The following is a 25972-nucleotide window of genomic DNA, read 5'->3' as shown; positions in this document are numbered from 1 at the left end:
TTGCCGCGTCGCTTCGCTCCTCGCAATGACGTGTTTATCTGCTGGCAGTGCGAGAGGCTGCCAGCGCCCAAGGGTTAGGCCAATCTTAGTGACGGAAGTGGCGCATGCCGGTAAACACCATCGCCATGCCATGCTCATCGGCCGCGGCAATCACTTCGTCGTCACGCATGGAACCACCGGGCTGAATCACCGCACTGATGCCCACTTTGGCCGCGTTGTCGATGCCGTCGCGGAACGGGAAGAAGGCGTCGGATGCCATCACCGCACCTTTGACTTCCAGGTTGGCGTGTTCGGCTTTAATCGCAGCGATACGGGCAGAGTTGACGCGACTCATCTGGCCGGCGCCGACACCGATGGTGCGACCGTCTTTGGCGTAGATGATGGCGTTGGATTTCACCATTTTGGCGACCTTCCAGGCAAACAGCAGCTCGTCCATCTGCGCATCGGAGGGCTCAACTTTGGTGACCACTTTCAGGTCGTCTTTGCTGACCATGCCGTTGTCTTTTTCCTGAATCAGCAGGCCGCCATTGACGCGTTTGTAGTCGAAGGCAACCGGACGCTCAGCGCCCCACTCGCCGCACTCCAGCAGGCGCACGTTTTTCTTGGCGGAAACGGCCGCCGCGGCTTCTGCAGACACTTTAGGCGCAATGATCACTTCGGAGAACTGCTTGTCGACGATCAGCTGGGCGGTTTCGGCGTCCAGTTCGCGGTTGAAGGCGATGATACCGCCGAAGGCGGATTCCGGATCAGTGGCAAAGGCCAGCTCGTAAGCGGTTTTGATGTCAGTTGCTACGGCCACGCCACATGGGTTGGCGTGCTTGACGATGACACAGGCGGGCTCGTCAAACAGTTTGACGGTTTCCAGTGCGGCGTCGGTGTCGGCAACGTTGTTGAACGACAACTCTTTGCCCTGGATCTGGGTGGCGGTGGCAACAGAAGCTTCCTGAGCGTCGGCTTCGACATAGAAGGCCGCTTGCTGGTGTGGGTTCTCACCGTAGCGCATGTCCTGGGCTTTCTCGTACTGCACGTTGTAGGTGTTGGGGAACGCGCGGGCTTCATTCTGGCCAGGTTTGAACGACGATGGGCGAGCGCCAAAGTGGTTGGCAATCATGCCGTCATACTGGGCGGTGTGCTCAAACGCCTGCACCATCAGGTCGTAGCGGGTTTCGTAACCCAGCGCACCGTCATTGGCGTTCATCTCTTCAATCACGGTCTCGTAACTGTGGGCATTGACCACGATAGCGACATCTTTGTGGTTTTTCGCAGCCGAACGGACCATGGTCGGGCCGCCGATGTCGATGTTTTCAATGGCGGTTGGCAGGTCACAGTTGGGGTCCGCGACGGTAGCTTTAAACGGGTAGAGATTGACCACGACCATATCGATGGGAGTGATGCCGTGCTCGGCCATGACCGCATCGTCGGTGCCGCGACGACCTAAAATACCGCCGTGGACTTTGGGGTGCAGGGTTTTTACGCGTCCGTCCATCATTTCCGGGAAGCCGGTGTAGTCAGAGACTTCAATGGCAGGGACACCGTTTTCCTGCAGCAGGCGATAGGTGCCGCCGGTGGAGAGGATTTCCACGCCCTGGGCATTCAGGGACTGGGCGAATTCAACGATTCCGGTTTTGTCGGACACGCTGATTAAAGCGCGTTGAACTTTGACGAGTTGGGTCATGGGTGGTTCCGTTTTACATGGGTTGGGTGCTGGGGATCAGACATGGGATGCGAGGACAGTCTTAAGCATTGACCGCTGACATCGAATGTTCAATACCCAACTGGGGTCAAACAATTAAAACAAAGAAGGGTGAGCAAGCTCACCCTTCCTGGAAAGTATAGCGACGAATCAGAGTAATCCGTATTGCTTCAGCTTTTTGCGCAAGGTGCCGCGGTTTAATCCCAAAACCTGGGCGGCTTTGGTTTGGTTGTGGCGGGTGTACTTCATCACGATTTCGAGCATGGGGGCTTCGACTTCGGCCATGACCAGGTCATAGACGTCGCAGACCGCTTGACCGTCCAGGTGTTTGAAGTAATTGTCCATGGCCTGTTCAACACAATCGCGCAGAGATTGGTTTTGAGTGGCTGCAGGAGCCGGTTCGTTAACAGTGCTGGTCAGTTCGATTGGCGCGTCAGCCATAAGCGCTTCAGCTGTGTTCATGCTGCTTCATCCTCTTTCGTTATCAGTTGTTCAAAATAGTTTCGAACACTGGTTTGTTGCTCTTGAGCGTTGTCTATCTGGTTAAACATCTTGCGAAAATCGCCACTGTCGGTGTGCGTTTTCAAGTACCACCCCACGTGCTTGCGGGCGATACGGAGTCCCATGAAGTCGCCATAAAAGCGATGCAGCTCATTAAGGTGTGCGCACAGGATATCCCGGATTTCATGAACCGGAGGGGGTGTTAAGTACTCCCCGGTGTTCAGGAAATGGTTGATTTCCCGAAAAATCCAGGGGCGTCCCTGTGCCGCACGGCCAATCATGACGGCGGCGGCACCGGTATGTTCCAGTACCCGCTTGGCTTTGATTGGCTCATCAATGTCGCCATTGGCGAACACCGGAATGGAAACGGCGTCGACAATGGCGGCAATGGTGTCGTACTCGGCGTCGCCGCTGTAGCCACAGGCGCGGGTGCGCCCATGGACCGCGAGGGCGGCAATGCCGGTGTCCTCTGCCATCCTGGCAATGGTGATGCCATTGCGATGGTCAGTGCTCCAGCCGGTACGGATCTTCAACGTGACGGGCACGTCGACGGCGTCGGTAACGGCTGTGAGTATATCCTTGACCAGAGGCTCGTCTTTTAAGAGGGCCGATCCGGCAGCTTTCTTGCAAACTTTTTTCGCGGGGCAGCCCATGTTGATATCAATAATCTGAGCGCCGCGTTCCACATTCATGCGCGCAGCGGTGGCCATCATTTCCGGATCGCCACCAGCAATCTGAACCGAGCGAGGCTCAGCTTCACCGCTGTGGTTTAGACGTGTCTGAGATTTGCGACTGTTCCATAGACGCGAGTCTGAGGTGACCATTTCAGAGACCACAAGTCCCGCGCCCAGTCGCCGGCACAACTGCCGGAACGGTTGGTCGGTCACACCGGCCATAGGCGCCAACACCACCTGGTTGTTGATGTGGTATGGACCAATTTGAAACAAGAGACACCCCAATTTGCACCTGCGGAAACTGTTGCAGTTTCACGCCTAACACCCCTTTTTGACTGGCTTTTATCCGGTTTTCGGGCCCGGCCGGTCATCTGCGAAAGGGGGTGTATCATACCCGCGATGGGCGGGGTTTTGGAAGCACAAATTGCACAAATTGCTGAAAAAACAGGCGTTGACAGGCGCGGTAAAATGCTCTCCCCAGAGCAGCAGTTCTCTGGCGTGAGGGGCGACAGGGCTTATGGCGACCGGTTTTGTGAAGTGAGTGCTGCCATTACAGGAGTCCGGGGCTGAGGAGGCACCTAATCCAGTGGAATGGCCGCGGTGTAATTGACGGCATCCGGGCCCGGGTCGAGAATCTCCAGCGAGATGTGTACCGGTTGCCCGCTGGGCATGTGGCTGGCTCCCGCCATTTCCCCGCCAAGGTATTCCCTGGGGGTAAAGCGACGATAGGCCAGCTGTTTACCCTGCAGGTTGCTGAAGGTCAGGGTAAAGTCGGGAAATGGCTGTTCAAAATTGGCCGTATTCAATAGGATCGAGTCAATAATCAGCGCATTCCCGGCGCGCGGGTTGCTGCGCACCACCAGATTGTAGGCTTTTACCCGGCGCGGATCCGCAATAGGGGGCACCTGGCAGCCAATCATGGGGCAGGCGAGCATATAGCCTTGGCGCCAGGGCTCAATTCGACTGTAGCTGTCAAAGTTGTACCAGGCCAGTTGCGCCGCCAGCACAGCGGCGGCCAGCAGGCTTAAGCCGCCCCAAAGCAGGCGTCTGGGCCAGGGAGATTTCTCCTGTTGCCATTCCATTTCAACCGGTGCGCGGGCAATCCCCTCCAGCAGCAGCGAGTGATCAGGCTCTGCTTCTGTGCTGTACGGATCCCCTTCGGAGCCGTAAGGGTCATCATCCCCCGGGTTGTAGCTGTCTGAAACGTCGCGATCCTGGGCATCGTAGTCATCTGAGGCATAGTGCTCAGTGGCGTAATCCGCCGCCTCATAGAGGCTCTCCTTCGGCAGGTTGTCCTGCGGGAGGGGGTCCTCTTCGATCAGGCTGAATGTGGGTTCCTTGCGGGACGAGGAGAAGTCTTCGCCCAGCTCGCGGAAGAGGGTGTCATCTCGGTTATCATTGTCACGCGTGCCATCACCCGCCTCAATGTCGTCGGGCAATTCGAAGGTTACCGGTGCCTGTGGACTGAATTCGGGAGCCGGTGGACTGAATTCGGGAGCCTGTTCAGAGTCGATTGAAGTCTGGAAGGCTGACTGGTCCTTCAGCAGAGCGTCATCGAACAGGCTGTGATCGGTCTGGTTGTCGAGGGAACTGTCGCCAAACAGTTGGTCTTCGTACTGTTTTTCGGTTTCTTCCAGGTCGAAGTCATCGGGCAGGGAGAAGGTGGGTTCGGGGTCTTCATCCCTGTCGTCAGTGTCCGGCTCTCCAAGCTCCTGCAGCAGATCGACCGCCCAGGACTCGTCCGATATATCGGTTTCAAGGTCGGCGTCGATTTTGATTTCACGATCAAACAAGGAGCCCTTGTGGCTGCTGCCGAGGTTCCCCTGGCTTCGAAAGCTGTCACTGAGCTCACCCAGGTGGAGGCTATGGGAGCCGGTGTCCTGATCCATGTCGTCCGAGATAAGGAGGTCATCGTCATCGTGCGTATCGGCCGAAGGGGGCAACGGCGCAGCTTGCGGCGGTGACTCTTCGCTGGATACTTGTTCCGCGGCGGGGCTGTCGATGGCAGAGCTTTCCGCTTCATCCTGCGGGTCCTCTGCCATGGGCGCCGCCTTCGCTGGCGTGTGCGGCTGGTTTTTAGCTGGGGTGGTGGCGTCACCCAACAGCGCCGATGACTTGGCGACCGCACGCTCAATTTCGGTTTTGAGAGAGGCATCGTCGTCCGGTAACGGGTCGTTAACGAGCGAGAACGCGGTCTTAGTCGGCGCCTCAGTTTTCTCTGGGGGCGCGTTACTGGTGTGTGAGGCTGTGCCGGTTACTGTGGCTTTACCCGCGAAAGGCGTTTTATCTGCAGAGGGGGTTTTGTTGACCGCAGCCTCTACCATTGACGGTTTTACGGCGTCGGAGGGGGCGGGTTCCAGTGGCAGCAGGTGATCCAGTGCCCGAAAAATTTGCAAACAGGAGCCACAGCGAACCGCCCCTTTTGCTGTTTGCAACTGGGCGTCGGTGATGCGAAAGGATGTGCTGCAATGGGGGCAGCTTGTTACCCTGTCTGCCATTCTGTGGTCGTTCCCTGGAGTTTTAACTAGACCGCTGAGTTTAGACGTTCCGGCGAGATCGGTAAATAAACGAATAAAGCAGACAGCGGATGTGAGACATTGGACGCAAATTGACGGGCGTTCAGGGCTTGCGGCCGTTGCGGTGGCCTTTGGCGGCTAAAGTCACGCTTGTCGCTTGACCGCCGTCAGGCACACCCACTCTTCCTGCTGGCGGATCGGGTCGAAGTCAAACCAGCGACGATAGGCGTCCATCACGGTTTCAGCCTGGGTGGCCAGAATGCCTGACAGGCACAGTTTGCCGCCCGGGCGGGTGAGGGCGTTCAGATTCGGAGCCAGGTCGGCCAGAGGGCCGGCCAGGATGTTGGCCAGCATGACATCCGCTTGCAGCTCCGGGCACTGGGCGGGCAGATACACCGGAAACCTGTCGCGGGCAATCTGGTTGCGGTCGGCGTTGTCGTGGGTCGCCAGCAGGGCCTGCGGATCGATGTCTGTGCCGGTGACGTGAGCGCCGCCCAGCAACAGCGCCGCGATGCCTAAAATCCCCGAGCCGCAGCCGTAATCGACAAAGGTTTCACCGTGGTATGGCCCCTGTTCCGCCAGCCATTGCAGGCACATAAACGTGGTGGGGTGGGTGCCGGTACCAAAAGCGAGGCCCGGATCGAGCATCAAATTGGTGGCGTCCGGGTCGGGGGTGTCGATCCAGCTTGGGCAGATCCACAGGTCGTGGCCACAGTGAATGGGCTGGTAGCTCTTCATCCATTCACGCTCCCAGTCTTTATCCTCCAGCAATTCCCAGCGGTGGGGCGGGAGTTCACCGCCCAGCGCCACGACGGCGACCTGGCTGGTGGCGGCCGTGTCGATGTCGGCGTCAAACAGGCCTGTGACCAGCGTGTTGTCCCACAGCGGGGTTTCGCCGAGCGCGGGCTCCAAAATGGGCTGGTCTGCCCTGTCTTCCAGAGTGACGGACACGGCACCGGCTGCCAGCAAGGCATCTTCGATGCTTTCGGCGTGGGTGCGGTCGGTGTTCACGTGAAGTTGTAGCCAGGGCATAGCGATTCCAGTCGTTCAGTTGGGCGATAGAGGGGAGGAGGAGGCCGGCGCTTACGCTCCGGCCGAAGCCTGGGTTTGAGTCGGCGCCAGCCTTTGCTGGATGCGCGTCAAAATTTTCCCGGCGCTGAGCCCGGCTTCGTCCAGCAGGGCGTCGTGCTTGCCGTGTTCAATGAACACGTCGGGCAGCCCCAGGGGCAGTACCGGTGTGACAATACCCTGCTCCGCCAGCCATTCCATCACCGCACTGCCGGCGCCACCGGCGACGGTATTCTCTTCCAGTGTCACCAGCAGGTCGTGTTTGTCAGCCATTTTGCGGATCAACTCGGTATCCAGAGGTTTCACAAAGCGCATGTCACACACGCTGGCGTTGAGTTGTTCTGCCGCGCTCATGGCAGACGAGAGCAAGGTGCCGAAATTGAGGATGGCGACTTTCAGTCCTTCGCGCTTGATCACGCCCTTGCCTATGGGCAGGGGCGTCAGAGCCTTGTCGATGGGGTTGCCCGGGCCGGTGCCGCGGGGGTAGCGAACCGCCCCGGGGCCTTTGAACTTGAAGGCGGTGGTCAGCAGTTGACGGCATTCGTTCTCGTCACTGGGTGCGGCAATCAGCATGTTGGGGATGCAGCGCAGGAAGCTCAGGTCAAAGCTGCCCGCATGGGTGGGGCCGTCTTCGCCTACCAGACCGGCGCGGTCGATGGCAAACGTAACGTCCAGATTCTGGATGGCCACATCGTGAATCAGCTGGTCGTAGGCACGCTGTAAAAACGTTGAGTAGATGGCCACCACGGGCTTTTGGCCCTCGCAGGCGAGACCCGCTCCGAGGGTGACCGCGTGCTGCTCGGCAATGGCGACGTCGTAAAAGCGGTCGGCAAAGCGCTCGGCAAACTCAACCATGCCAGAGCCTTCACACATGGCGGGAGTAATGCCCACCAGTTTGTCGTCCTGTGCCGCCATATCACACAGCCAGTCACCAAAAATATCCTGATACTTTTGCTTTTTCGGCGCGGTCGGCGTGGCGACCTGCACCTTGGGTTTGGGTTCAATCTTATTGAGGGCGTGATAGCCCACGGGATCCGCTTCCGCCGGGGCGAAGCCTTTGCCCTTACGGGTAATAATGTGCAGTAACTTGGGTCCTGGCAGGCTGCGCAAATTGGCCAGGTCGTGGGTCAGGCGGTCGAGATCGTGACCGTCGATGGGGCCAATGTAGTAGAAGCCCAGCTCTTCAAACAGAGTGCCCGGCGAGACCATGCCTTTCATGTGCTCTTCGGTTTTACGCGCCAATTCCCAGGCCTGGGGGATTTTGGACAGCACTTTTTTGCTGCCTTCGCGGAAATTGGTGTACAGCTTGCTGGCCCAGACTTTGGAAAAGTAATTGGCCAGACCGCCGACATTGCGTGAAATAGACATGTTGTTGTCGTTGAGGACCACCAACATGTCGGTCTCTGTATGCGCCGCGTGAGTCAGGGCCTCAAAGGCCATGCCGGCGGTCATGGCGCCATCGCCAATGATGGCGACATTTTTGCGTTCACTGGCGTCCATCTCGGCTCCGAGCGCCATGCCCAGGGCGGCGCTGATGGAGGTGCTGGAGTGGCCGACGCCAAAGGTGTCGTATTCACTTTCAGCGCGCTTGGGAAAGCCCGACAGCCCTCCCGCCTGGCGCATGGTCAACATCTCTTCGCGGCGACCGGTAAGGATCTTGTGGGGGTAGGTTTGATGGCCGACATCCCAGACCAGACGATCTTCCGGCGTGTTGTAGCAGTAGTGCAACGCAATGGTCAGTTCTACGACCCCCAGCCCGGCGCCGAAATGCCCACCTGTCTGCCCGACGCTGTAGAGCAGAAACTCCCTCAACTCACGGGCCAGCTGCGGCAACTCTTTCTCTTCCAATTGTCGCAGGTCTGCGGGCGAATTCACCTGATCCAGCAAGGGGGTCAGGGGGCGGAATAGTGGTATTTCATCAAACATGGGGGTGGCGTTTTGCTCAAGGCTAAAAGGGCAATTTTAGGGGGATAGTCCGGGCTTGCATAGGAGTTTTATTGGCACCTATGCTCGAAACCGGGCGAATCCGCAGGAATGGCGGCAAATGCGTGGACATTTGCCGCTTGGGGGCGTCGACTGGGCAGGCGCTGTGTGTCGGCGTTTGTTTGGCGTGCCGCTTATTTTTCCCGCTCGACGATGTAGGCTGACAGCGCTCGCAGGGTGTCGGCTTTTGAGTCAAACCCGCTGAGGGCATCCACCGCCTGCTGATGCAGGTCCCGGGCCTTGCGTCTTGCACCCTCGAGCCCAAGCAGCGCAACGTAGGTAGGTTTGTTGAGGGCGATATCGGCCCCTTGCTGTTTACCGAGGGTCGCGGTGTCGGCAGTGACGTCGAGGATATCGTCCTGCACCTGAAACGCCAGGCCAATGGCCTCGGCATAGGTTTTCAGTGCGGCTATTTGCGTCGGGCTGGCTTTGCCGGTGGCGATCGCTCCCATCACCACGCTGGCGACGATAAGTGCCCCAGTTTTCAGACGGTGCATGCGTTGCAGCTGCTGCAGGTCCGGCGCGCAGTTGACGGCCGCCAGATCAATCGCCTGCCCGCCGACCATGCCCTGGGCGCCGGCCGCCAGACAGAGCTGCTGCACCAGCTGCAAGCGGGTGTCGCTGTCGAGGTCGGTGGCGCCGGTCAGGCACTGAAAAGCCAGGGCTTGCAGGGCATCACCGGCCAGAGTCGCGGTGGCTTCACTGAACGCAATGTGACAGGTGGGCTTGCCGCGGCGCAGGTTGTCGTCGTCCATGGCGGGTAAATCGTCGTGAATCAGGCTGTAGACGTGGATGCATTCCAGGGCGCTGGCCACCTGATCGGTGGCGGGTGACACGGCATCAATCGCCTGGGCACTGGCGTAGGCCAGGGCGGGTCGGATGCGTTTGCCGCCGTCAAGAAGGCTGTAGCGCATGGCCGCCACCAAGGTCGGCTCACTGGCGTTGGGGGGGGGCAGGGCGCTTTCCAGGACCGTTTCAATGCGGGCCTGGCATTCCGTCAGAAAAGCTTTCAGTGGCGGTTGCATTGGGCAGGCACTCACAGCGGGTCGTCATCGTGGAACGGCTGTGCAATCAGCTGGCCTTGTTCTTCCAGCAGCAGCTGGACTTTTTGTTCGGCGTCGGAGAGTCGGGTTTGACACTCGCGGGTCAGTTTGATGCCGGTTTCAAACGCTTTGAGGGATTCTTCCAGGCTCAGCTCCCCCTTCTCCATGTCGGTGACCAGGGCTTCAAGTTGTTGGAGGGAGTGTTCAAAGTCGACGGCTTTTTTCTTGGCGGCCACAGAGGGATCTCACAAGTGGTTAAACAGAAGCGCAACCCTACCGAAGGGCTATGGTGAGGTCAATGTATCGGGCGCCTGGTGACGCTGTCTATTTTAAGTCGTTGATGGCCAGAAAGTCTCCCGTTAACCTTTAGCGGGTCCCGTGGGGTGACAGCTTTGTGCGATATATCGCACAAAGAATATAGCATTTTGCCACTGTTGAAATGTGTGCCGTGCGCTATTATTACTCAGGCTAGGATGCAGCACACGGACGAGCAACAGGGATGATCAGGAAAAAATAATCGGCAAGGAATAGGGAAATAAGCTGATAATTTAAGGACTTAGGGTAAGAAAATCCTGTGATGTACGCCCTGGTAGCGGGAAGCTGCCGGGGTTTTTTCTTTTTGGCCTGTCATTTTCTCTCTTTTGCCCTGCGCCTGCCGGTCTTTCGGCCCGTTAGAGGCTATCTTCTGCCCGTTAGGGGCTTGCTTTTGTTACTACCATCTTCTGTTGTTCCTGGCGTTGGCGGCTAAATAGCGGCTAAACAGCCCGCGCACGGCCTGACTCAGTCAATTGGTGAGCGGCAACTGGCGGTCGGTAGCCGGTGGACGGGCTTGACTCCATAATTGGGCCGTTGGATACTGATCAAAACGGTTGATTTGTGCTCAGTTTTGGCTGGTCCTGTGAGCGCTGTGAATACCCGCTTCGTGAATGAAGCCGCTCCTTGTGGAGAGGGTTTCCGGAGGGCAGGGTATTTTCCGGTTCAAGTGAGGCTTTGGCTGAGGTGGGGCTCGCAGCGAGCAGCAGCCAACCAAAACCTATAGGCGCAACAGGCAGCACCCCAGCGCAGCTGATTTATACTTACGTTGGGCTGCGTGAAGCATGTTACGTTAACCGTGGTGAGTCAGGAACAATGAACACAGCGGGGCCGAACCTAAAACCTAAAGGGTTGGCCGGAACCGCGTTACCAGAGGAGGTTTAGCCTTCAGCTGTAATCACGATGTTCTCATTCGATGGGCTGGTTCACGAACCCATCGACCTTCTTGTAAGCCTTCGGGACTTGCCGGTAAACCTTTCACTCTCGTTTCAAGTCCAGCCAGCTGTGTTCCAAGACCCCCCGGCGTCTGTGCCCGACATTTATGGCTTGTATGTTTGGGGCATGTTGGCTTTCTGTGGTTTGCGCCAGGAACCACTGGGCGGTGTGCCCGGGCGGGGGCCGAGGGTATTGGCGGGACATCAGCGTTGCCGGTAAATCGTTTGCCCGGCTATCTTGCGAACCGGGAGGCGGGGTGATGGAGGCGCGCATTTTGAGGTTGAACGCGGCTGGACAGCCGCTGGAATGGATTGATTGGCAGCTGGCGGTATGCCTTTATGCCCGGGATCTGGTGTCCTGGAGTCTGGGCGGGGTGGTCAGAAAAATATACGGTGGTTATTCCCGGGTTTCCGGGCGCCAAAGTTACATTGAAGTCCCGGCCATCCTGGCCTGTGGCGGGGGGCGATTGGCGCCTGCACGGTTGGTACCGCCGTTGAGTAATCCAGCGCTGTTTGCTCGAGACAACCATCAATGCCTGTATTGTGGTCGCTTTTTTTCACCCAGGGAATTGTCCCGGGACCATGTGAAACCACGCAGCCGCGGCGGTCGCGACCGCTGGACCAATGTGGTGGCGGCGTGTCGACGCTGTAATCAGCGCAAAGGCAGCTGGTTGCTGGAAGAGCTGGATATGGAGTTGATTGCCCTGCCTTATTGCCCCAATGCGGCCGAGTACTTGGCGTTGATCAATGGCAGTCGCATTCGCGAGGATCAGGTCGAGTATTTGCGACCTCAGTTTGCCCGTTTGTCACATTTGTAAATCACACGACTTCTGGCTGGTGACGTCTTGCATCGCCGTTATTGTGTTTTGAATTCTGTGCTCAAGCTGACGTTTGTCTCTGGCTCCGGTTGCTCACTCCCTGCGTCGTTTGGTGTGACTCGCATTGCGGCATGCCTGCGTGTTGATTGTCATCGCTGTGAGCTTTTTCGTATCCTGGCGACGCTGTCTGGGGCAAGATGCAGCGTTACGCAAGACACAGAGCAGTTCATGAGTGAGTATGGTGGTGGGGGTGAAAGGTAATATGTCCATGAGCAGGGCGTGTTGGGTCTTGGTCGGGAGTCTCGCGTGCACCTGCCTGGCGGCGCCGGTGGCCTGGTCCTGCAAGCCGGGTCAGGGCTTTGAGCCAAACACCGAGCTGGAAAAAGCCTATTGTCAGTTGCTGGGCAAGGGCGCAGACTTGCCATCGATCAGAGACTTTCGTCGCAACAGCCCGGCGGTCCAGCGATTGTTATTATCCCGGCCGGCGGCCAGAGTAGGCCTTGCCTTGCCGGCCATACCAAACAAAAAACCGCCATCACCCGCAGAGGCCAAAACAGTATTGGCAGAGCCGTCGAATCGCCGGCCCCAAGCCGAGCCGCAGTTTTCGCGGGACTCGACCGTGGTTGCCGCCCCGGCGCCGGGGGGCAGCGTCGATAGTGATTCTTGCCGTTTATTTGCCGACGTCATTCGCTGTGCTGGGGATGAGTATCGCCTGGTCCTCAACCTGCCAAATCACCGGTTACCGAAAGGCAGTTTATCGGCGGCTAACCGTTTGCAATTAAGCCCGATTGGGGTAGAGGCTCCACCCCGGCAACAGGATTTATACGGCAGCTATCGGCATTACATTGAAAAAATGCTGTCGATCGGTTTGGGAGGCTCGACCATGAGTTACAGTAAGTTTTATTACACGTGGGAGGAGTCGCGAGCGCAGCGGCAAAACTTTGTGGAACGACTGGCGCAAATGTTTGAGTATTTGAAACGAGACAAGCAAACTCTCGCGGTTAAATCCCGTTATGACCACAAGCTTCCCGCCGCTATTTCCTGGTGTCAGCCGCTCAGTCACGATCTGTGGACCTGTGATAACAAGCATCGTAACTGGGTCTATCGGCGTTAACGTAGCGGTGTTGCCCGGCGGCGTTCGTGTGCATCTGCTGATGTATTGTGTTATCGATTTCGTGTTTCCTCTGCAGGTTTATTTTAGCAGTGCCGACCAATGGGCTCTTGATACGTCGTCAAAGGGCAGGCTGCGTTTGTTCTGAGAATCAAATCGCACCAGCACGGAAATGGCCTCTACGACGACCACCTGTTTTTGAAAAATGGTTTGAGCAAGGGTGAAGGTGCTGTTGCCGAGTTTGGTCAAGTGGGTGTGTACTTCTACGTCGGTGCCGTGAAAGCTTTCATGGCGGTAGTTGATTTCCAGCTTGACCAGCATCAGCGGCGAGTGCTTGTGTGGTGCGTTGCGGGTGAAAAAACCGGTGCGACCCTGTTCCAGCCACGCAGCGTAGCTGACGTTGTTGATGTGACCCAGAGCGTCTGTTTCACAAAAGCGCGGGGTGATGATATCTATACTCACTGTGGAACTCCTGAGTTTATGGTTGATCCATTTTTTCGGGGTGATGATCTTGTGGGCTGCTGGGCCAGTGGATGTTCTGGCTGAGGGCTTTGGCCCGCTCGATTTCTTTCGGGCTGAGGGGCTTGTAGCCTCGCAAGAATGGCCAGCCATACCCCCAGCGAAACGAGGTGGGCAAATAAGGCGTGCCGCCAATTCGGACCCCGTTCAGCATTAATTCAGCAATATAATGTTGTCCTGTAGCTGCGACGCATCGCCTGAGAGCGAGATCGCTGGCTTCGCGCTCAGCGTAAGCCCCCCCTTTCCAGTAGGCGTAATCGTGCAGCTGACAGCAGCTCAGCCAAAGCTGCTGTTGGTCGGGGGTGCCATCCGGAAAGGCACTGCAGCCATCGCTCGTAAAGGGACGGAGCCTGTCGGATGCATCGTCAGGTTGCTGGGTCGCTGTGGTGTTTGACGTGGCGGTGGCGGCCATCGCCGAGTGCAGCAGCAGAGCGCTGGCCAGTGTGAAGGCCGTGGCCAGCCATCGTTGAATAAAAAATACCCGGGCCGAGTTCGGAGCCGGTAACGGTGTTTCTTTGATGGACGGTGGCGTGTTGATATGATTCACTTCGTCGATGTTGTCCGAACAGGGGAGGCCGATGGCCTTGGTGGCAATCAAACTTCAGCGTCTGCCTTGATGTGTTGCGTGCTTTGCCTGGTGCGATGCGCAAAGCGACTGAACCGTATGATTCATCAGTCGATACCCATTACTCGGGCAACGACAATGTATCGTTAGACAATGTATCGTTAATAGATTTGATTTTAAAGACTAGTCCGTCTGGAGAGAACTTATGAGATTGCGTGTTGTTATGTTGGTGGCTGCGGTGTTGGCGATTCCTGGCTTGGCACAGGCTGCCGGTGATGCGGCTGCGGGTAAAGCCAAAGCTGCCGTTTGTACGGCCTGTCACGGGGTCAATGGCAAGGCGATGATTCCGAGCTATCCTCATCTGGCGGGCCAGCAGGCTCAATATCTCGAATTGGCGCTGAAGGCCTATAAAAATGGCGAGCGCACCGGCGGGCAGGCCGCCATCATGAGCGGGATGGCGAAGCCGTTAAGCGATGAGGATATCGCCAACCTGGCGGCGTACTTTAGCTCGCTGTAAACGTCGAGCGGCTGGTGATCCTCAGCAGGAAACGACGCGTGAGGGGGCTCCGCAATGCGCAGTCCCCTCGTTCATCTAGCTGCAGCTTTAGTGGTGACTTGAATTGCAGCGCAAACGATCACGGTCTGATTTCTGATGCAAGCATCAGAGCCGGGCCGTTAACCTTCGCGCAAAAACTCTTCGACTTTATTCACCATTTTCGTGGAGCCGACAAAAAAAGGCGTGCGCTCATGCAGTTCGCTGGGCTTTAAGTCCATGATCGGTTGGTCCGGCGCACTGATGGCTTTGCCGCCGGCTTGCTCAGCGAGAAAGGCAATGGGGTTGCACTCATAGAGCAGGCGCAGCTTGCCTTTGGGGTAGCTGCGGGCTGTCGGGTACAGGTAAATCCCGCCCTTGATCAGATTGCGGTGGAAATCAGACACCAGTGAACCGATGTAGCGCGAAGTGTACGGACGCTGTGTGGCTTCGTCCTCTTCCTGGCAATACTTGATGTATTTCTTCACGCCCGTGGGGAAATTGATGTAATTGCCTTCGTTGACGGAGTAAATTTTACCATCCTCCGGCATTTGCATGTCCGGGTGTGACAGGCAAAACACGCCCAGGCTCGGGTCCAGAGTGAAACCGTTGACCCCGTTGCCGGTGGTGTACACCAGCATGGTGGATGAGCCGTAAATGACGTAGCCTGCTGCGACCTGTTTGTTGCCCGGCTGCAGAAAATCGGCTTCGGTGACCGGTTGTCCTAGAGGGGAAACCCGGCGATAGATGGAAAAGATAGTGCCAACGGACACATTCACATCGATATTGGAGGAGCCGTCCAGCGGATCCATCAGCACCACGTACTCACCTTCCTGAGTATTGCCTTCCTCAAAATTGACGTATTTATCTTCTTCTTCAGACGCGATGCCGCAGACTACGCCGCGTGCGGCAAGGGCCGTTTTAAATTTTTCGTTGGCAAAAATGTCCAGCTTCTGCTGCTGTTCACCCTGAATGTTCTCTGCGCCGGCCGCTCCGGTGATGTCCACAAGTCCGGCTTTATTGATTTGTCGGTGTAAAACTTTGGAAGCCAGGCGAATAGAGGAGAAGATGGAGGTCAGCGCACCGGTAGCATTTGGGTACTCGGTTTGACGGTCAATAATGAATTCACCGAGTGTTTTGGTCATTTCCATAAGGCGGGGACTCTTTTCATCCGTAGTGTAATGAGTGGTGTAATGAGAGGTGTAATTAAAGTGTAGCCTAGTGTCCCAGCTGGTCTTTATTTGTCAACTTCTTAATGGCTGTTGAGGTGCACAGGGGCAAGTTTCTTGGCGCCGGGAGGGCGTGGTGCCTTTGCAGTGTCGGTAAACGGGCATTTTGATCACTCTGTGATCAGGGTTGTGGGGTGAGTCTCGGTGTGGTGTGACATGGTGTGGTCGAATCCGGGAAGTGATTTTAGGCTGCCCGGCGGGTGACAAACCTTACCCTCAAAAAAGAGGCAGCCCTGGCTCAAATCAAAGTTCCGACAGCTTGGACAGCGAAACCCGCACATCGCTGACCACGGCCCGAACGGCCTCCATGCGGGAGTAGTTGGGGCGGATCACCAAACTGATATTGCGTGTCGGTGCCGGGTCGGAAAAGGGGATGTAGTGCAGGTTGTTGTCCGGCTGTTGATTGAGGGTCGCGAGCTTGGGCAGCAGAGTCATTCCCAGGCCGCTGGCCACCATATAGCGCAACGTCTCCAGGCTGGTGGCCTGGAACCGGTTGTCTTCATGGGCGCCCGCGCTGAAGCAGTAGCCCAGTGCCTGATCCCTGAGGCAGTGACCGTCTTCCAGGGTCAGGATTTGCTCCCCCTGCAAATCATCCAGCGTGACCTGATCCTTGTTGGCAAACGGGTGTTGGCGGGGGACGGCAAGCAGCAGTTCTTCTTCAAACAGATCGTAGCGCTCAAAGTGATCCATGTCTTCCAAATAGGGCAGGATCAGCACATCGAGCTTGCCGCCGTTCAATTCCTGCAGCAGGTTGTGGGTTTTGTTTTCGTGTAAATAGAAATGGATGTTGGGCAGTGCGCGATTCAGGCCTGGCATGATGTGCGGCAGTAAATAGGGGGCCAGGGTGGGAATCATGCCAACATGCAAATCGCCGGCGAGCGGGTCCAGTAAGGACTTGGCGGTGGATTCAAATTCTTCGGCAGCCTGCAACACTTTGCGGGCCTTGGCAATCAAGGTCTCTCCCGCGGGCGTTAACATGACACTGCGTCGATGGCGCTCGACCAGCTGCAAGGACAGCTGGTCTTCCAGTTTTATGATTTGCCCGCTGAGGGTCGGCTGGCTGACGAAGCAGGCTTCTGCGGCTCGACCAAAGTGCTTGTGTTCGTCAATGGCCACCAGGTACTCAAGATCGCGTAATTTTATCATGGAAGCTCTTTGTGGGTGTCCATTCGGTGGGTGGTAGAAGAGGGTCGCGGTTTGCTCGTAAGTGAGCGCACAAAGCTGAGTCGCGATCCGTCACTGTATCGGTTGGCCGCTACTTTACCTAATAGGCTCTGCTTATGGTCAGCATAGGGCCTTTTAATGAGGGTGGGGCAATAGGGGGGGCAGAGGTCGGTGTGGTGAGGTTGTCTGTGATTCAGCGGTAATCCATTACCGAAATCACAGGGGCTGGTTGCTCGGAAGCTTCCACCGGAAGGGCTTCACTTATGGGGGGGCGTGTCCCGATCGGCTTTGTCGAGAAAGGGAGCCAGCTTGTCGATGGTCGTATCATGGCGATCCAGAAGACCCACATCGAGCACCGGTGAGGCGTCGATGTGCTGGGCGTCCATCATCTGGGCGACACGCTGCAGCGATGAAATGATCATGGTTTGTTCCCATTCCTGCAAGTCTCCAAACTGCCGGGCAAAGTGATCTTGCAGGGGAATTGGGGCCTCTTTCAAAATGTTGTATGCGTCATCTGTCAGGTAGGCGTGTACCTTGCGCTTGTCCTCCTTGGAGCGCTCCCGAAATACCAGTTCGCGTTTTTCCAGGCGATCGATAATGGTAGTCACCGTGGCCTGGCTGAGGCTCATTTTTGAGGCAATTTCGCCAATAGTGCTGTCACTGTTGTCGCGTATGGTTTGCAGTAGCAATATCTGGGGTGCCGTCAGGCCGGTGGTCTTTGCCAGGTGTTTGGAGTGCAGATCGGTTGCGCGTATGACGCGGCGCAGCGCGATCAAGACTTCTTCGATGCTGTTCAAGAATTTTTCTCTGCTTGAGTTGGGCTTGCTGAATGCCAAATTATACATGCAGGGATCGATGTCGCCGACCATTTTATTCACTTCTAGCCTCCTCTATTGGGTCCGCCTGGAGGTTCATATCGGTAATCCTCCCGGGGTGTCAGTGGTGGGGTTAACGGCGTGCTGCATAGGTTAACCCCTTGTGTTGTATGGCTTCCGCTGTCGACGTTCTCCTGGCTGCGTCCGTTTTGCCCGCTTTTCCTTCCCGCTTTCCTTTGCGTTCATTGGTGCCTGAGAGCCGCTTGCTGTGCGGATCCCAGGCGGTCTTCTGTGGTGCCCTGCCATGCGGCCAGGCCACGTGGTCTGGACGTCAATCCCGATCGCCGCTGTAACCCAAAGGTCATTCCGAGCTGCTATTAAAACGTAGTCGATTGCTCTTTAAGCATTTCTCGGCAATCAGGCGCGTCTGGACATTTATAATATTTAGTGTACTATGTTTAGGGCTCTAAGCAATAGCGAATGCATTTTTTATGGGTTTTGTTGATTTTGGTGACTCATGGCGCAGTCATTAGGTGTTGTATTGCTCAGGACCTAATGGATATTTGCTTTAATATTGTTAGGGTAAGAAATATTTGATGTGTAAATGAGTTTGAGGGGGTTGAGGTGAAAAACGAGATTACTCTACGGGAACCGGTTGCTGAGGATGGTATGAGTCTTCACCGTCTGGTGGCCCAGTGTCCGCCGCTGGATCCCAACTCGATCTATTGCAATCTGCTCCAGACCAGTCATTTTGCGGGCACGTCGGTGGCGGCAGAAATGAATGGCGAGCTGGTGGGCTTTATCAGTGGTTATCTTATTCCTGAGCGCCCGGACACCGTATTTGTGTGGCAGGTCGCCGTGGGCGAAGCCGCCAGAGGTCAAGGGCTGGCCGGCAAGATGATTGAGAATATTCTGGCGCGACCTGCCTGTCAGGGCGTGACCCATCTGGAGACAACAATTACAGAAGACAACCAGGCGTCCTGGGGGCTCTTTAAGGGCGCAGCGCGACGTTTGGGGGCTGAACTTCATGAATCTGTGATGTTTGGCCGGGATGCTCATTTCCAGGGTGAGCACGATTCAGAGATTCTGGTGCGCATCGGACCGTTTTCGGTCTAGAGCCGCTGGTAAGAGCCTGGAGCTGTTATTCATAAGCGGGCATTTAAAGGCCGGTCTGATTATTAGGTGATCTGTCGGGCGCTGTAAAGGTCTGTAAAAAATTCAAAATCGGTGCGTCAGTTCGCAAGTTAGACGCTACTGGTTTGGTGGAATTTAAAACTACTCGGAGAAACGAACTATGAAAATTTTTGAAGAGATCGAATCGGAAGTTCAATCTTATGCACGCTCATTCCCGCGCGTCTTTAATCGCGCCAAGGGCGAGTTTCTGTACGATGAAGACGGCACAGAATATCTGGATTTTCTGGCCGGCGCTGGTACTTTAAATTACGGGCACAACCACCCGATCTTTAAAAAGCTGTTGCAGGACTACATTGAAAGTGATGGCATTACTCACGGTTTGGATCTGCACACGAAGGCCAAGGGTGAATTCCTGGAAGCGTTTAATGAAAAAATCCTGAAGCCCCGTGATCTGGACTATGTCATGCAGTTTACCGGCCCGACCGGTACCAATGCGGTAGAGGCTGCGCTCAAGCTGGCCCGTAATGTCACCGGACGTGAGAACATCATTACTTTCACCAACGGTTTTCACGGCGTGAGCCTGGGTGCCCTGGCGGCAACGGGTAACTCTCACCATCGCGGTGCAGCGGGTACCAGTCTGCACGGTACCAGCCGCATGCCATTTGATGGCTACCTCGGTGACGATGTCGATACTACCGCGTATCTGGACAAGGTGTTGTCAGATTCAAGTAGTGGTATTGATAAGCCGGCTGCCGTTATTGTGGAAACTGTGCAGGGTGAGGGCGGTATTAATGTTGCCAGCTTTGAATGGTTGCGCAATCTGGATGTCGTGTGCAAAAAGCACAATGTCCTGTTGATTGTGGACGATATTCAGGCGGGTTGTGGCCGTACCGGGACCTACTTCAGCTTTGAGGAAGCCGGTATCAAGCCCGATATTGTTACCTTGTCGAAATCTCTGGGTGGTTATGGTTTACCGTTTGCGGTGGTACTGTTCCGTCCTGAAATTGATCAGTGGAAGCCAGGTGAGCACAACGGTACTTTCCGGGGTAATAACTTCGCGTTCGTCACGGCGAAAGCAGCGATTGATTATTTTTGGGCAGACGACGAATTTTCAAAAGAAATCAAGCGTAAAGGCGATTACGTCGCCGATCGACTGGATGCCATTGTGGAAAAGTATGGTGAAGGTAACTTCACCACTCGTGGTCGTGGTATGTTCCGTGGCATCAACTGTGTCAATGGTGATCTGGCTGCGAAGATTACTCGCAAGGCGTTTCAGAATGGTTTGATTATTGAGACCAGTGGTGCTGACGACCAGGTTGTTAAGTTCCTGTGTCCACTGATTATCAGTGATGAAAACCTCAAAAAAGGCATCGATATTGTTGAACAGGCCATTCGTGAAGTTTGTGCCAAAGAGGATTCCATGCCGGAAGAAAGCGATTACTTTGATGATGTTCGTGTTGCATCGTAAGTAAAGGCTCTGGCCGCAGAAAAAACCGAAATCAACAAGAGAATAAAGCCTGGATGATCTGGCTGCGTGCCCGCGAAGTGTTCGCGGGTTTATGAGCTGTCATATTGTGCAGGCTGTTGTATCAGGCATTTTAAAATAAATTATTGGAGGCGTTAGCCAATGATTGTAAGAACATTACAAGAAGCAGAAAAAACCAGTCGTAAAATTGTATCGCCAGATGGCAATTGGGACAGCACCCGGATGCTGCTGAAAGATGACAATATGGGGTTTTCTTTCCATATTACGACAATTTACGCGGGTGCCGATTTTCAGATGCATTACCAGAACCATTTAGAATCCGTGTATTGCATGTCCGGTGAGGGGGAAGTCGAAACCTTGGCCGATGGTGTCAAATACCCAATAAAACCCGGCACTCTTTATATTCTCGACAAGCACGATAAACACGTCTTGCGGGCGACCAAAGAAATGAAAATGGCGTGTGTGTTCAATCCTCCTCTGAACGGCAAAGAAGTTCATAATGCCGAAGGTGCTTATGAGTTGGATGCAGAAAGTATCTAACAATAATGCACCATAAGGTTGGTGTGATTGATCATTGTCTAAAAAAATTCGCTGCTGGTTTAGGGCGAATTTTTTTATGAAAATGATTCATCAGAGGGTTAAAGACTCTGGGTTTCGTCAAAAAAGAGTGAAGGATTGAACTGGCTATGGATGCTCTTGAACTCAGAAAGTTAAAGTCGATGATCGAACATCGCATGGAACAGCTGCAAGGTGAAATTGCGGAAGCTAAGAGTTTTACCAGTAAGAAACTGGAGCAGGATGATGACCCGTCCGCGGATTTGGATTTAACCATCAGCTCTTCAGTGGATGAAAAGGTTCTGGCAGATCATAAAAGTGAACTGAAACGGCTGTCCCGCAATTTGTTGTGGCTGGACAGTGACGATGCCGGACTGTGCAGAGTTTGTGATTGTGAGATACCGGTGAATCGATTATTGGCAGTTCCAGATACGCAGGTTTGCATCAGCTGTGCTGATTGATGATCGAGCCAGTGACTGCTCGATGAATAACAGGGACGCCCTGTTGGCCTGCGACATGAAAGAAACTGTAACAATTATTTAAGGTGACAAGAATATGCACACGATTGAGAAAATTGGCGGTACATCCATGAGCGACTATGAGTCAGTTCGGGATAACATTATTTTCAAGGGCGCCCACAATGGCGACCTGTATCAGCGGGTGTTTGTCGTGTCTGCCTACGGCGGTATTACGGATAAATTGCTTGAGCACAAGAAGAATGGCCAGCCGGGTATCTATGGTTTGTTTGCCAGCAGCGTGGAAGACAAAACCTGGTTGCATTCACTGGCTGAGCTTAAAAAAGAGCTGCATGCGATCAATCGCAATTTATTTGGCGATACCGAACTGTTGGATAAAGCCAACAATTTCATTGACGAAAGAGTCAATGAGGCTCAAACGTGCCTTGTGGATCTCCACAGCTTGTGCATGCACGGACATTTTGCTCTGGATGCTCACCTGGCTACGGTGCGTGAGATGTTGGCCAGTCTGGGGGAGGCTCACAGCGCCTGGAATACCGCCACCTTATTGCAGCGCGACGGCGTGAAGGCGGTGTTTTTGGATTTGACGGGCTGGAATACGGATAAGCACGTGTCGCTGGATGAACGTATCCGCCTGGCCTTTTCGGATTTGGACCTGTCCCAAGTGCTGCCAGTGGTAACCGGTTACGCTCACAGCCAGGACGGTTTGATGTCCTCTTTTGATCGTGGCTACAGTGAGATGACGTTCAGTCGCCTGGCGGTGATCACCGGCGCTGAGGAAGCCATCATCCACAAAGAGTTCCACTTGAGCAGTGCCGACCCCCGTCTGGTGGGGGCAGAAAACGCTGTCCCCATCGGCCGTACCAACTATGATGTTGCCGATCAGCTGGCCAACCTGGGGATGGAGGCGATTCACCCCAAGGCCGCCAAAGGCTTGCGCCAGAACAACATCGCCTTGCGCGTGAAGAATACTTTTGAGCCCGAGCACGCGGGTACCTTGATTACCGGTGACTATGTGAGCGATACTCCTTGTGTTGAGATCATTGCCGGCTGTAAAGGTGTCTATGCCCTGGAGATTTTTGATCAGGACATGGCGGGTAATATTCATGATTACGATCATGAGGTGTTGGCGACGATCAAGCGGTTTAAAGCACATATTGTATCTAAAGATATAAATGCCAATACCATTACGCACTTTCTGTCGACGAACCTGAAAACAGTGAAGCGTATACGTGCGGTGCTGGAAGAGCGCTACCCCGATGCTGAATTTAACCAGCGAAAAGTGGCCATAGTGTCGGCCATTGGGAGTGATATGCAGATTCCGGGTATTTTGGCCAAAACGGTACAGGCTGTTGCCAGTCGCAATATCAGTGTCCTCGCGGTACATCAATCGATGCGTCAGGTGGATATGCAGTTTATTGTCAATGAGTCTGATTACGATCAGACTGTGAAAAGTTTACACGAGTCTCTGGTCGAGATTCATGACCACGGTAGAGCTATATGCCTCGCATCCTAACCGGTGTTTTAACCTTAATCCTGCTGGCGGTGTCCTCCTTGGGGGCCGCCGCCGAAGTAACAACCGAACTCTCCTCCACTGCTGAACGATCCCCTCCCGCCGAAGATGTCCAACAATCCTCCCTACAAGCTGCCAGAGCCGAGCAGGCCGAACAAGCCATTGAGTCGCTTGACGAGGCGCTGTACTCCCCCTTCATTGAGCGCTATGTGCTGGATGAACTCAAACAGTTACGGGTGGAGATGGCGGCTCAGAAAAATGAGTTGTTGCAGCAAATCGTCGATCGTGAATTGACCTCGGTGGATCGGGGGGTGACCTACGCCACGAATACCATCACCTATTTTTTCTATTTGATCGCCGCAGCCAGCTCGGTGTTGGTGCTGGTGGGCTGGACATCCATTCGTGATATTAAAGAGCGGGTGCACTCGTTTGCCAATGACGAGATCTCCAAGCTGATCAATGAGTATGAGGCTCGACTTGAGAGAATTGAAAATCAGTTGATGCAGAAGACCCAGCACATTGAAGAAAACCGGGAGGCGCTTGAGCAAAGCCAGGAAGTGCAGTCTTTGTGGTTGCGTGCACAACAAGACCATTCGCCGGGGCATCAGGTGCCGATCTATGATCAGATCCTCAAGGTGCGTCCTGATGATTGCGAGGCCTTGACGTATAAGGCTGACGCGGTGCTGGAATTGGGCGAGCCCCTGTGGGCGATCAACCTGTGCCACCAGGCGCTGGCGATTGATCCCCAAAACAGCCATGCCTTTTACCAGCTCGCCTGTGCTCATACCGCCTTGCACCAGTTTGATGAGGCGGTTCGTTTCCTGTCCAAGGCGTTGGATCTGACGGAAACCTACAGTGAACATCTGGACACAGACCCTGCGTTGCATCCTATTCAGGACTATCAACCGTTTCGAACGCTGATCAATGGACTTGGCTAACGCCATTCACCAGGGCCGCCCACCTAAGTCACCAAGATCGCCCACCTAAGTCACCAGGGCCGCACAAATAGCGCCGTCCCCAATAGGCCGTTGGACTTCCGTTTGCGCACGGAAGTCTGCCCCTGTTGCTTTGCCGTGGTGTGCGCTTGAAACAGGATGAAGGGTCGCTTGAGCAAGAACTTGTTCAAGTTCTCGCCGTTCAGTAGTCGAATGGTTTTCCTGCATTTCCTTTTCGTAAATTTCTTCCTAATATAAAGGTACGACTGAACAAAACGCTGCCTGTGCGGGTGGCTCCCTCCTCTGTGGCGACGATAGACTTTTCTGCGGCGTCATCTTATTCTTGTCGCCTAAATACTCTTATTCCGGCTCTGATGCTGTGAGCTATTAGTCAATAGAACAATTAAAACTATGTTTAATAGCCACCGTGTGTCGTTTCATCGCGCTCAATGGGTCGGTCGTTCTGGGTGGGCGGCTGGAATTCGTTGTCTGCTGTTGCTGTATTTGTGCGCTCTGGGTACGCAGGCTCTGGCGGTTAAGCCGGTGGTGGTGGCTGGCGATGAAAATGGCGAGACCATCGAGTCAAACCTGGAGCTTTGGCACGATCTGCAGGGCCACAAAACCCTGGATGATGCGCTTACGGCTTTCGCGGCGGGGGAATTTTCACCGCTGACGACGTCGAATAAATCGCTGGGCTTAAAGCCGGGGGCTTTCTGGGGGCACCTTTATTTAACCAACCCCGCAGCGCAATCAAGGACCTTGTACCTGGAGTATGTCGACCACCAGTTGGCAAACTTGCAGGCGTATCAGCGCTCGCCGCTGTCCAGTGAGGGCTTGATTGGCTCGCCAGGGTCTATGGCGAAAATTGCCGAGTTTGACATTAATGGCTCATTTTCCGATCGAGCAGTTTCTCATCACCGTTTCGTGTTTGCCGTCACCCTTGAGCCCGGTCAAACGACGGAATTGTTGGTGCGCTACGGAACCGGGGACCGCGGTTTTATCTATCCCTCGTTGAGGGTATGGAGCGCCGAGAATTTGAGAATGGCGCAAACGGCTGAGGTCGGCCTGCTGGCCTTTCTGATGGGGGGCATCGTCATCATGGCGATGGTGTCTTTGACCGTTGGTTTGGCAACGGGTGAAGCACTGTTTTTCGCTTATTGCCTCTATGCTCTGTCGAAGATTGCCATGTGGTGGACGATGGCGGGCTTTACTCATCAGTTTATCATTCCTGAACACTTTCACTGGCGCTACATTTCGTTCAGCGGGGCCCTGGTGATTACCACCGGAATCTGGTTCGCCCGGCTGTTTTTAAAAACCCGCACCTGCATTCCCAGATTTGACCGGCTGTTGCTGTTGATGCTGTGGTGCGCATGTTTGCTGGTGCTGGCGGCCTGGGCCGAGCAGAAGGCCGTGGCGGTGATTTTGATTACGGTGTTGTTGTTGATGTACCCCCTGGTCTCCATCGCCGGCTTGATGCGCTGGTATCAGGGCGCTCGTGAAGCCGCGGTGTTTGCGTTGGCCTGGGCCTTTTTAGTGGCGGGGTTACTGTCGCAGGCATTGCGGGACCTGGGCTATGTCGAGCACACGCTGAGCAACTATTACTGGCCGGCGGTGGGCTCTTACACCGAAATGGTGGTCATTCTGTTTGCCATGGGCGTGAATTTATACAAACTCCGCGACCAGAAGAATGCCGCCGAGCTGCGATACCTGACACAGCTGGAGCACAAAAAGTCGGAGTTGGAAACGCTGGTTAAGGAGCGGACCAGGGACCTTGAAGCCGCCAAGTCACTGGCCGAGGTGGAAGCGAGCACCGATCCATTGACGGGGGCGAACAATCGCCGCAGCTTCTTTCGTCTCGGCACTCAGCTGCTGCATCGCAGTCAGCGTCACGCCTCGGCTTTCAGCCTGTTGATGTTTGATATCGATCATTTCAAGGCCATCAATGACAACTTTGGCCATAGCGTTGGGGATGACGCCTTGCGGTTGTTTGCCCGTACCCTGATGGCTGAAATCCGTGATATCGATATCTTTGGCCGCTTAGGGGGGGAAGAATTCGCGCTGTTGTTCAGTGGCACTGATGACGCGTCGTTAAAGACTGCGGAACGCTTGCGGGAAACGGTGAGTAAGCTGAGCATTCCGGTGGGTGGTGAGGAAATTACCTTCACAGCCAGCGTGGGGGTTGCGCATTTCGGCAAAGAAGCCACGCTTGAAGAGCTGTTTTACAAGGCCGATGCGGCACTCTATGAGGCCAAGCAGGAAGGGCGTAACCGGGTTAAGTCGGCCGATGACATATAGCCGTGTGAGGTCATGGTCGGCCAGTCCTGTCAGTATTGATTGACACGGCGTCACTCACCCGCCCTTTGGGTTGAATTCCAGTGAGGCACTTCGGCAACGC

23 protein-coding genes are annotated in these 25972 nt (G+C 55.1%); 10 read left to right on the top strand and 13 right to left on the bottom strand.

Going from position 1 to position 25972, the window contains the following annotated elements:
• Window positions 1-85 precede the first annotated feature (85 nt).
• The 8 genes from purH to G8770_RS18410 all read right to left on the bottom strand — a co-directional run bounded on the left by purH (window position 86) and on the right by G8770_RS18410 (window position 9714).
• Window positions 86-1675 carry a bifunctional phosphoribosylaminoimidazolecarboxamide formyltransferase/IMP cyclohydrolase gene (gene purH / locus G8770_RS18445; RefSeq protein WP_167190384.1) on the bottom strand — a complete coding sequence of 530 codons (1590 nt, stop codon included), beginning with the start codon at window positions 1673-1675 and terminating at the stop codon, window positions 86-88.
• Window positions 1676-1843: 168 nt separating this feature from the next.
• Window positions 1844-2155 (bottom strand): DNA-binding transcriptional regulator Fis, encoded by a 312-nt coding sequence (fis, locus tag G8770_RS18440; RefSeq protein WP_167190381.1) that lies wholly within the window; start codon window positions 2153-2155, stop codon window positions 1844-1846.
• Window positions 2152-3141 carry a tRNA dihydrouridine synthase DusB gene (gene dusB / locus G8770_RS18435; RefSeq protein ID WP_167190379.1) on the bottom strand — a complete coding sequence of 330 codons (990 nt, stop codon included), beginning with the start codon at window positions 3139-3141 and terminating at the stop codon, window positions 2152-2154. The genes fis and dusB overlap by 4 nt, the downstream gene beginning before the upstream one ends.
• 305 nt (window positions 3142-3446) lie before the next feature.
• Window positions 3447-5366 (bottom strand): DUF3426 domain-containing protein, encoded by a 1920-nt coding sequence (locus tag G8770_RS18430; protein ID WP_167190376.1) that lies wholly within the window; start codon window positions 5364-5366, stop codon window positions 3447-3449.
• 162 nt (window positions 5367-5528) lie between these two features.
• Complete coding sequence (gene prmA / locus G8770_RS18425; protein ID WP_167190373.1) at window positions 5529-6416, bottom strand: 50S ribosomal protein L11 methyltransferase; 888 nt, start codon at window positions 6414-6416, stop codon at window positions 5529-5531.
• 51 nt (window positions 6417-6467) lie between these two features.
• Complete coding sequence (dxs, locus tag G8770_RS18420; RefSeq protein WP_167190370.1) at window positions 6468-8378, bottom strand: 1-deoxy-D-xylulose-5-phosphate synthase; 1911 nt, start codon at window positions 8376-8378, stop codon at window positions 6468-6470.
• A gap of 191 nt (window positions 8379-8569) precedes the next feature.
• Complete coding sequence (locus G8770_RS18415) at window positions 8570-9460, bottom strand: polyprenyl synthetase family protein (RefSeq protein WP_167190368.1); 891 nt, start codon at window positions 9458-9460, stop codon at window positions 8570-8572.
• 11 nt (window positions 9461-9471) lie between these two features.
• Window positions 9472-9714: an exodeoxyribonuclease VII small subunit gene (locus tag G8770_RS18410; RefSeq protein WP_167190365.1), complete on the bottom strand. Its 243-nt coding sequence runs from the start codon at window positions 9712-9714 to the stop codon at window positions 9472-9474.
• Window positions 9715-10985: 1271 nt separating this feature from the next.
• Between G8770_RS18410 and G8770_RS18405 the strand changes: the two genes are divergently transcribed.
• On the top strand, window positions 10986-11543 hold the full coding sequence (locus tag G8770_RS18405; protein WP_167190362.1) for an HNH endonuclease: 558 nt from the start codon (window positions 10986-10988) through the stop codon (window positions 11541-11543).
• 268 nt (window positions 11544-11811) lie between these two features.
• Window positions 11812-12657 carry a hypothetical protein gene (locus G8770_RS18400; RefSeq protein WP_167190359.1) on the top strand — a complete coding sequence of 282 codons (846 nt, stop codon included), beginning with the start codon at window positions 11812-11814 and terminating at the stop codon, window positions 12655-12657.
• 78 nt (window positions 12658-12735) lie between these two features.
• On the opposite strand, the gene G8770_RS18395 is transcribed toward G8770_RS18400, so the two are convergent.
• Together G8770_RS18395 and G8770_RS24250 are read right to left on the bottom strand one after the other, a co-directional pair.
• Window positions 12736-13116 carry a thioesterase family protein gene (locus tag G8770_RS18395; protein WP_167190356.1) on the bottom strand — a complete coding sequence of 127 codons (381 nt, stop codon included), beginning with the start codon at window positions 13114-13116 and terminating at the stop codon, window positions 12736-12738.
• A gap of 16 nt (window positions 13117-13132) precedes the next feature.
• Window positions 13133-13771 (bottom strand): hypothetical protein, encoded by a 639-nt coding sequence (locus tag G8770_RS24250; RefSeq protein WP_243760560.1) that lies wholly within the window; start codon window positions 13769-13771, stop codon window positions 13133-13135.
• 172 nt (window positions 13772-13943) lie between these two features.
• On the opposite strand from G8770_RS24250, the gene G8770_RS18385 reads away from it, so the two are divergent.
• Window positions 13944-14255 carry a c-type cytochrome gene (locus G8770_RS18385; RefSeq protein ID WP_167190353.1) on the top strand — a complete coding sequence of 104 codons (312 nt, stop codon included), beginning with the start codon at window positions 13944-13946 and terminating at the stop codon, window positions 14253-14255.
• Window positions 14256-14413: 158 nt separating this feature from the next.
• On the opposite strand, the gene fbp is transcribed toward G8770_RS18385, so the two are convergent.
• The 3 genes from fbp to G8770_RS18370 all read right to left on the bottom strand — a co-directional run bounded on the left by fbp (window position 14414) and on the right by G8770_RS18370 (window position 17508).
• Window positions 14414-15421, bottom strand: a complete 1008-nt coding sequence (fbp, locus tag G8770_RS18380; RefSeq protein WP_167190350.1) for a class 1 fructose-bisphosphatase — start codon at window positions 15419-15421, stop codon at window positions 14414-14416.
• A gap of 321 nt (window positions 15422-15742) precedes the next feature.
• Window positions 15743-16645: a DNA-binding transcriptional regulator OxyR gene (gene oxyR, locus G8770_RS18375; protein ID WP_167190347.1), complete on the bottom strand. Its 903-nt coding sequence runs from the start codon at window positions 16643-16645 to the stop codon at window positions 15743-15745.
• A 275-nt stretch (window positions 16646-16920) separates the two neighbouring features.
• A complete protein-coding gene (locus G8770_RS18370; RefSeq protein ID WP_167190461.1) occupies window positions 16921-17508 on the bottom strand; it encodes a MarR family winged helix-turn-helix transcriptional regulator in 588 nt (195 codons plus the stop codon).
• Between the two features lie 594 nt (window positions 17509-18102).
• Here G8770_RS18370 and ectA point away from each other — a divergent pair.
• The 7 genes from ectA to G8770_RS18335 all read left to right on the top strand — a co-directional run bounded on the left by ectA (window position 18103) and on the right by G8770_RS18335 (window position 25872).
• On the top strand, window positions 18103-18594 hold the full coding sequence (ectA, locus tag G8770_RS18365) for a diaminobutyrate acetyltransferase (protein ID WP_167190344.1): 492 nt from the start codon (window positions 18103-18105) through the stop codon (window positions 18592-18594).
• 178 nt (window positions 18595-18772) lie between these two features.
• Complete coding sequence (gene ectB, locus G8770_RS18360; RefSeq protein WP_167190341.1) at window positions 18773-20080, top strand: diaminobutyrate--2-oxoglutarate transaminase; 1308 nt, start codon at window positions 18773-18775, stop codon at window positions 20078-20080.
• A gap of 159 nt (window positions 20081-20239) precedes the next feature.
• Window positions 20240-20638, top strand: a complete 399-nt coding sequence (locus G8770_RS18355; RefSeq protein ID WP_167190338.1) for an ectoine synthase — start codon at window positions 20240-20242, stop codon at window positions 20636-20638.
• A gap of 146 nt (window positions 20639-20784) precedes the next feature.
• Window positions 20785-21114: a TraR/DksA family transcriptional regulator gene (locus G8770_RS18350; protein ID WP_167190335.1), complete on the top strand. Its 330-nt coding sequence runs from the start codon at window positions 20785-20787 to the stop codon at window positions 21112-21114.
• Between the two features lie 94 nt (window positions 21115-21208).
• Complete coding sequence (locus G8770_RS18345; RefSeq protein WP_167190332.1) at window positions 21209-22645, top strand: aspartate kinase; 1437 nt, start codon at window positions 21209-21211, stop codon at window positions 22643-22645.
• Window positions 22630-23580, top strand: coding sequence for a TPR end-of-group domain-containing protein (locus G8770_RS18340; RefSeq protein ID WP_167190329.1), 951 nt, complete (start codon window positions 22630-22632; stop codon window positions 23578-23580). The genes G8770_RS18345 and G8770_RS18340 overlap by 16 nt, the downstream gene beginning before the upstream one ends.
• Window positions 23581-23988: 408 nt before the next feature.
• Window positions 23989-25872, top strand: a complete 1884-nt coding sequence (locus tag G8770_RS18335; RefSeq protein ID WP_167190327.1) for a diguanylate cyclase — start codon at window positions 23989-23991, stop codon at window positions 25870-25872.
• Window positions 25873-25972 lie beyond the last annotated feature (100 nt).

Origin of the sequence: Pseudomaricurvus hydrocarbonicus, from assembly GCF_011602365.1 — a bacterium.
Classification (GTDB): domain Bacteria; phylum Pseudomonadota; class Gammaproteobacteria; order Pseudomonadales; family Cellvibrionaceae; genus Pseudomaricurvus; species Pseudomaricurvus hydrocarbonicus.
This window is presented reverse-complemented; position numbering and strand designations above follow the sequence as displayed.